This window comes from Pandoraea sp., assembly GCF_004297875.1.
In the GTDB taxonomy this organism is placed as follows: Bacteria; Pseudomonadota; Gammaproteobacteria; order Burkholderiales; family Burkholderiaceae; genus Pandoraea.
In genome coordinates this window covers 1-4,662 of the sequence record NZ_SCSK01000030.1, presented here as the reverse complement: position 1 = coordinate 4,662, position 4,662 = coordinate 1, and the positions used below count along the sequence as shown (strand labels likewise).

At 57.8% G+C, this 4,662-nt stretch carries 5 protein-coding genes and 2 pseudogenes; 3 read left to right on the top strand and 4 right to left on the bottom strand.

Annotation, left to right across the window (positions count from 1 at the left end; translation table 11 throughout):
- Positions 1-382: 382 nt before the first annotated feature.
- The 3 genes and pseudogenes from EPN80_RS08645 to EPN80_RS08635 all read right to left on the bottom strand — a co-directional run.
- The gene (locus EPN80_RS08645) at positions 383-670 is read right to left on the bottom strand and encodes a type II toxin-antitoxin system YafQ family toxin (RefSeq protein ID WP_293025819.1); all 288 of its coding nucleotides are present in this window, start codon (positions 668-670) and stop codon (positions 383-385) included.
- Complete coding sequence (locus EPN80_RS08640) at positions 651-920, bottom strand: type II toxin-antitoxin system RelB/DinJ family antitoxin (RefSeq protein ID WP_293025817.1); 270 nt, start codon at positions 918-920, stop codon at positions 651-653. Before EPN80_RS08640 ends, EPN80_RS08645 begins: the two co-directional genes overlap by 20 nt.
- 456 nt (positions 921-1,376) lie before the next feature.
- Positions 1,377-1,541, bottom strand: a pseudogene (locus tag EPN80_RS08635) (transposase); the annotation flags it as partial.
- Positions 1,542-1,631: 90 nt separating this feature from the next.
- Here EPN80_RS08635 and EPN80_RS08630 point away from each other — a divergent pair.
- Both EPN80_RS08630 and EPN80_RS08625 read left to right on the top strand, forming a co-directional pair.
- Positions 1,632-2,755 (top strand): IS3 family transposase gene (locus EPN80_RS08630; protein WP_293025815.1). Its coding sequence is split into 2 segments (ribosomal slippage): positions 1,632-1,893 and positions 1,893-2,755, totalling 1,125 coding nucleotides; the frame shifts between segments, so codons are not numbered across the junction.
- A 196-nt stretch (positions 2,756-2,951) separates the two neighbouring features.
- Entirely contained in the window at positions 2,952-3,161 is a 210-nt protein-coding gene (locus EPN80_RS08625) for a hypothetical protein (RefSeq protein WP_293025813.1), read from the top strand.
- A gap of 77 nt (positions 3,162-3,238) precedes the next feature.
- On the opposite strand, the pseudogene EPN80_RS08620 reads toward EPN80_RS08625, so the two are convergent.
- Positions 3,239-3,538: pseudogene (locus tag EPN80_RS08620) on the bottom strand (ATP-binding protein); the annotation flags it as partial.
- 118 nt (positions 3,539-3,656) lie between these two features.
- Between EPN80_RS08620 and EPN80_RS08615 the strand changes: the two are divergent.
- On the top strand, positions 3,657-4,607 hold the full coding sequence (locus EPN80_RS08615; protein ID WP_293025811.1) for a tyrosine-type recombinase/integrase: 951 nt from the start codon (positions 3,657-3,659) through the stop codon (positions 4,605-4,607).
- The last annotated feature ends 55 nt before the right edge of the window (positions 4,608-4,662 follow it).

Genomic DNA, 4,662 nt, shown 5'->3' with positions numbered 1-4,662 from the left:
GGGCAAACTGCCTGCGCGGGCTGGTCGGCGCATCTGGATTTCAGCGGAAAATCGCACGCAAAACACTCCTGAACATTGCTTCGCTCTTCGTGACGAGGCGCTTTTCAACAGCCTGCTAGGGGGCGCGACGCCGGCACACCGGTAGCCCCACACGCACACGAACGACGCGCTGGGACTAGCGTTCGTGGTCGCCACCGCAGAAACCGGCGATCCCCGCTTCGGAGTCTTCACTAAGGGGTTCGGGGAGCAACGGAACAGCCAACCCACTTAAGCCGGAACCGCCGAAAATTCCGACCACCGAGTAAGCCGGAATCCCAGATTTTTACGGCCAGAGGGAGTAGCCCCAACAGTCGTGTCACCCGCCGCCATCCGGTGGCAGGCGTTAGCCGAAAAGCTCGCTGTGCGAGCCAAGCCGCGCCAACCGCAGGGTGTCGCCATCGGACTTGCGATAGACCAGCAACAGGTCGGGCTTGACGTGGCATTCGCGGTAGCCCGCCCACTCGCCGGAAAGGTCGTGATCGCGGTAACGCGCATCGAGGGGCTGATCGGTCGCCAGCGCAACCAGCACCGGCTTGGGCGTGCCATCGAGCGTGGCGCGGTGCTGGCCCTTGGCCTCATGCTTGTAGTCGCGTTTGAAGGCGGACGAGCGGTCAATCGTCCGCCTGCAAATCCGCCATCAGGTCGTCAACGCTGGCGAACTTCTTGCCCTTGCCCGCTTCCAGTTCGGCGATGGCCTTCTTCGTCGTGGCGTTGGGCACCTTCACATCGAAGGGCAAACGGTGTTCGTCCGCGATGCGCAGCATCAGCAGGCGGATGGCGTCGGAAATCGACAGGCCCATTGCTTCGAGCGCACTAGCAGCGCGTTCCTTGGTGTTGGTGTCGATACGGGCACGGACATAGGTGTCGGCGGTAGTGCTCATTTCATTCTCCGGGAGCGGTTCAGACATCCACATTGTGGTCGCAATGAGACTACAATCCAAGTTCTGAAAACTCACTCGTGATGCAAGCGGGCGGACTTTGATTGTCGAGACGTGTTTTTCGTACCGGATAAGCCGCGACTCTTGCCCATAGCCAAGGCAAAGCGAGCGAGTTCGATCAAACCTTCGTTTTGTCGAACCGGGCTTAAGTGGGGTGGCTGTTCCGTTGCTCGCCGAACCCCAGTAAGAGCCCACAGGCCACTGCGCACTTCAAAATGGGGGATCGGCCGCAAGGAGCCTGACGCTCTCTTTCAACTCGAAAACCGGCAAATAAACCGGCATTTCATCCCCTCTAATCGTCCTATTTTTATCAAAAATACCATTGATTTAAATAGAAAAAAGTCTTTTCCCATCCGGCGCTCTATCCGGTACACTTTGGTCATGAATACGACAAGCATGGAGCCGTTGGGCTTCTGATACCGTCATCCCGCCGAACTTGGATTTCCAGTTGTAGTACGTCGCGTCGCTGATGCCGTGCTTCCGGCACACCTCGGCCACTTTCATACCGGCTTCGGCTTCCTTGAGTACGCCAATAATTTGTTCTTCGGTAAATCGCTTTTTCATGCTGCCTCCGTGTTGAGCGGCTCCCAGTAAACAGTGCCATGATGTAAGCGAGTTTTCGGCGGACTTTTTCATTATGAAAGGAGCCGTACGATGAAACGCAAGCGCTTCAGTGTTGAGCAGATTGTGGCAGTGTTGAAACAGGCCGAAGCAGGCATGCCGGTAGCGGAACTGATTCGTCACGTGGGCATTTCGGAGCAAACCTTCTATCGCTGGAAGAAGGTATATGCCGGTTTGCAGACGGACCAGGTGCGGCAGCTCAAGCAGCTTCAAGACGAGAACGCGCAACTGAAGAAGGTGGTCGCGGAGCTGACGTTGGACAAGGCGATGCTGACCGACGTATTGAAAAAAAAGTGGTGATGTCCTCGCCAAGGCGCCACGTCGTGGATTATCTAAAGTCTGCCTATGGAATAGCAGAGCGGCGTGCTTGCCGCCTGGCGGCCATATCGCGCTCGGTGTACCAGTATCGCAGTCACCGAGACCCGCAGACTGCATTGCGGCAGCGCATGTGTGAAATCGCGGCGACGCGGGTGCGCTATGGTTATCGCAAGATACGCGTGCTGCTGCTACGGGAGGGCTATCAGGTCAGCAAGAATCGGCTGTACCGTTTGTATCGTGAGGAAGGGCTGTCGCTGCGCTACAGATCAAATCGCAAGCGACGTGCACAGATGAGCCGCCCGGCACGTGCAAAGTCGACGGCGGCAAATCAGGCGTGGAGTTTGGACTTCGTCGCCGACCAGCTTTCGAACGGCCAGAGGTTCCGCGCGCTGACCATCATCGACGTCTTTACGCGCGAAGCACTAGCCATCGATGTTGGCCAGCGGCTGAGCGCTTCAGATGTCGTGCGTGCACTGGAAGAATTGAGGAGCAAACGCGGAGCGCCCCGCACGCTGTTTTGTGACAACGGCTCGGAATTTACGAGTCAGGTGATGGACCTGTGGGCTTACCATCACAAGGTCGAGATTGCCTTCAGCCGACCCGGCAAGCCAACGGATAACGCATTCGTGGAGTCGTTCAACGGCACGCTACGCGATGAATGCCTGAACGTGCACTGGTTCACGACGCTGACTGACGCCAGGGAGCAGATTGAGCGATGGCGGGTCGAATACAACGAGAGTCGGCCTCACAGGGCTCTCGGTGAAGTGCCGCCTGCCGAATACGTCCGTCAGTTGGGCCTGCAGGCCCAACTGACGGACCAACAGAACGCCGAAGACTAACATTGCCTTTGGCACTGAAAACCGGGACCGTTCAGTGTGAGGCAGACTCTACATCATTGCCGTACTAATCTCGGGGAGCAGGTCAAGGGCACATAAATCTTCAGCCCCGTCCTAACCGCGACTTCTATAGGTGCGGACAAGCTCCGCGGACACCATGACACCAGACCCAATTGCAGCAAGTGGATCAGGAACGACGATGACCGAACTCCAATCGTTCGAAGCTGACCTCGCGGCCCTCATCGGCGAGGCGACGAACCTACGGCCCTTCGTTTGCGACGGAAATCCACTGCTTTGCGACGTTTTTATTGTGGGTGCCAATCCCGCGTCCGAAATGGCCACGGGGTTCTGGGACTTCTGGGACACGGCGACCGGCTTCAACAAGGCGCAATGGTGCGTATTTCGGTGATGGTGATCAGACGTTTCGGTGAACGTGATCGGTCTGGAAGGTGGTGTTGCGCGGTCAGAGAATTATAGCGAAGGTGATCACGATGCGGCAGTAGCGGATGGTTTTGCGTTGGTCTTTCGCATCGATTCACCCTTCAAAGGCAGTTTGTGCGCCTGATGGACCAGGCGATCGAGAATCGCGTCGGCGAGCGTGGGATCCTGCAGCCAAGCGTGCCAGTGTTCGAGGGGTAACTGACTGGTAATGATCGTCGAACGCGTGCCGACGCGATCATCGAGGACTTCGAGTAGATCGTTGCGTGCGCCCTGATCGAGATCCTGCAGTCCCCAGTCGTCGATTAATGTTGCGCGCAACATTAATCGACTTATGTGCAGCGAGCGGTTATGTGGAGCTTCCCTCTGGGCGCTGCTTCGGCGTTGAGTTGTGGCAGGAGTTCGTCAACATAACTTCGTCGTGGGAGTAGTGTAGTTCCTCCGATCACCGTATTCGGAGGGCACCATGCTTCAGGAATTGTTTCCGAAGGTACATCGCCGCTATGAGGGATCCCGGTTCGCCGCCGATCTTGAGGGTTTCGCTGACTGGCTGCGTCGGAACGGATATTCTCGCAACAGTACCTGCGATCATTTGTTTCGGGCAAAGCAAACACTTGAACAGATGGACGGCGCCGAGCCCGGAGGGCAGTTTGCCACAGAGCATCTATACGCTGCATTCACGTCATCGCACTTCCCGGCGCTATATCGAGGCACGCAGCGGGCATTCGAGCGCTTCCTGTCTTCGCGCGGCAGATTGATTCGGGTTGAGCCAAACGACTCGTTCGCAGCCTTGCGCGGTCACTATCTACAGCACCTTCGTGAGCTACGTGGGTTTGCCGTCTCGACCGCCGCTCAGCATGACTCGACTCTCAAGGACTTCCTGGGTCGGGCGATGTTACCTGATCGAACGCTGCGGACATTGGGCGCTACGGACGTCGAGAATTACATCCGGCTCAAGAGCCGGGAGGTTACCCGTCAGACGCTGCAGCATGTCATTGCGCATCTGAGGGCGTTCTTGCGCTATTGCGAAGACCGTGGCGATATCACGCCCGGACTGCATTGCATTGATACGCCACGGACTTATCGTTCCGAGTTGCCTCCGCGCGCACTCGACTGGAAGCTGGTGCCGAAGCTGGTTAATTCGGTGGACCGTCACAGCCGCACTGGCTGGCGGGACCACGCGGTCCTGCATTTGATGGCGTACTACGGTCTACGAGCGTCAGACGTTGCCGCACTCACGCTGAGTTCTATCAACTGGGAATCGCGAACGCTTCACGTTCAGCAGCGCAAGACCCGTTCGGTCCTGGTATTGCCGTTGGCGGACAGGACCATAAATCTGCTACGGCGCTATCTGGTCGGCGACAATCATTTTGGCCGGTATAGCGGCGAAGGTTTTGGCCGTTGGGGGGAGTCGTAGGCGGCGTAGCCGCCGGAGGCTCCTCCCAACGGCGGTGCCAAGTCGGCCGGGGCCT